Here is a 1,828-nt window from a genome sequence, read left to right on the forward strand (position 1 = left end):
CATGGTGTGGGCGTTTTGATTAAGCGTTAGAAACTAAATCATGCCAGAAATGGGCGCCCACCCCCACCTTTTCGCTTGCGCTGCCAAGCAATTTTCATCCGTTCCGCTAGTTTTGCAAGAGGCTCACTATTCTTCACCTAACGTTGGTGAATATTGATACTTATTAAGAGCACTATGAAAAAAATCTGGACACGACAACCGGTATTACGGTAGTAGATCTTGAGCCGGTAGGATCTCCACCGGTTCGCGAACTCTTGATTAGCGCCGGGCTGAACGTTTCAGATTGGGCGTATGGCAAAGACGGAGAGCTGCTCGCGAACCCAAATGCTAATTCCTATAAAAACTCATTCTGGTCATTTATTGACGAGAGTGTGGTTGTTCTTTGCATCTGGTTGCATGAAATAGAGCTGGATGAAACGGGAATTTACGTTCATCAAAACCTGCAAAAGGTGGCTAATGAGGCACGCGCAAGGCGCAATCGACCTGGCTTTTCCGCAGCCGAGAAGGCACGCCATACCAACCGCGCGAATAAAGCCGGGAAATTCCACAGTACGACGTACGCTGCTTACCGGGACAGGAGACCCGTGCGAGTGATCATTCTGGGAAAGGATGTTGGCAAAAAGGGAGATGCCGAGCATGCTGAAGGCAGGATGTTGGATCCTATGCCTTGGTTTGTCGAAGCCTTCGACGGATTTAGTGGAGACATCCAATTGCGTCGGGGCCTTATTCCAGCGCATATCCCATTGACTGAAGACGAACTGACGGCTCTAGCACTCTCGCAGGAAATAGCAATAATTGAGAATGATGAGAACTTGAGCCACACCGAAAGAAAGGCGCTTATAAAAGCTCGCGTCGGACAAGGATTGTTTCGCACTAGGTTACTAGAACGCTGGAATAGAAAATGTGCAGTTACAAAATCTGGGAATCTACGTTTGCTTATTGCATCTCACATTATTCCTTGGAGCCAGTGCGCCACCATAGGCCAGCGGCTCAATCCTAGTAATGGTCTCTTATTGGCATCTAGCGTTGATCGTCTCTTTGACGCGGGATATATAACATTCGATGATCGGTTCCAAATCATCATCAGCAAACGGTTGACGCTACTTGATCAGGTGGCTTTTGGCGTCAGCCCAGGCCAGCGCCTTTTTCCAAAGCACGACGATATTCTTCCGTCGCTTGCATGGCACCGTGCCAATATGTTCGAAAAGCATTACAAAAGCGGCAGTGTGTAGAGTGCTCCCCGTCTGCGAGTTGGATCAGTTTTCTCTTTGGGGTGCGGAAGCTGCCTGTCAACATATACACTTCTTTTGCAGGTCGTGGAAGCATGCGGCTTTCGAATGCGCGCTGGCGCGGTCGATTGCAAGCACATTTGCAAGTAGCGTGAGTACGGCCATACGGTCATTTTCAGTTAATTCAAGCCGGAAAACCCATCGAATGCGAGCCTGGCCATTTTCAAACGCGAGTCGCTACACTTTGCTGTCATAGCAACGAGCGCTCCGCCGATAATGCTCGTTAAGCAGAAGGAGAAGCTAAATGGTGTGGGTGGTCGAAACTTGGTTGCGCCACGTGGTAGCCGATCTTGCCAATTGTTCTGTGATCGTGTTGACGAATCTACCCTGGAGGCGCCGACCAGATGGCATCTGCCTGAGAACACGTCGCTATTCCGCGCTGTGACGACTCTTGTGCTATTGGTGGTAAAACTCATCTCGTTATACACAACTCAGGCGCCTTCCTCCCGTAGTGCCTGCAATGTTTGAGCTGCGGTCATTACTTGGTCCAATCCTCGCCAGATGGTCTTGACGCCGGGCTCGCCATCGCTTTTGCGGGC

At 50.1% G+C, this 1,828-nt stretch carries 1 protein-coding gene; it reads left to right on the forward strand.

The features are described 5' to 3' along the window. Positions 1-254: 254 nt before the first annotated feature. Positions 255-1,232 carry an HNH endonuclease gene (locus tag F2P44_RS34155; RefSeq protein WP_167094512.1) on the forward strand — a complete coding sequence of 326 codons (978 nt, stop codon included), beginning with the start codon at positions 255-257 and terminating at the stop codon, positions 1,230-1,232. The last annotated feature ends 596 nt before the right edge of the window (positions 1,233-1,828 follow it).

The sequence above is a fragment of the Massilia frigida genome, assembly GCF_011682175.1.
GTDB classification, from domain to species: Bacteria; Pseudomonadota; Gammaproteobacteria; order Burkholderiales; family Burkholderiaceae_D; genus Telluria_A; species Telluria_A frigida.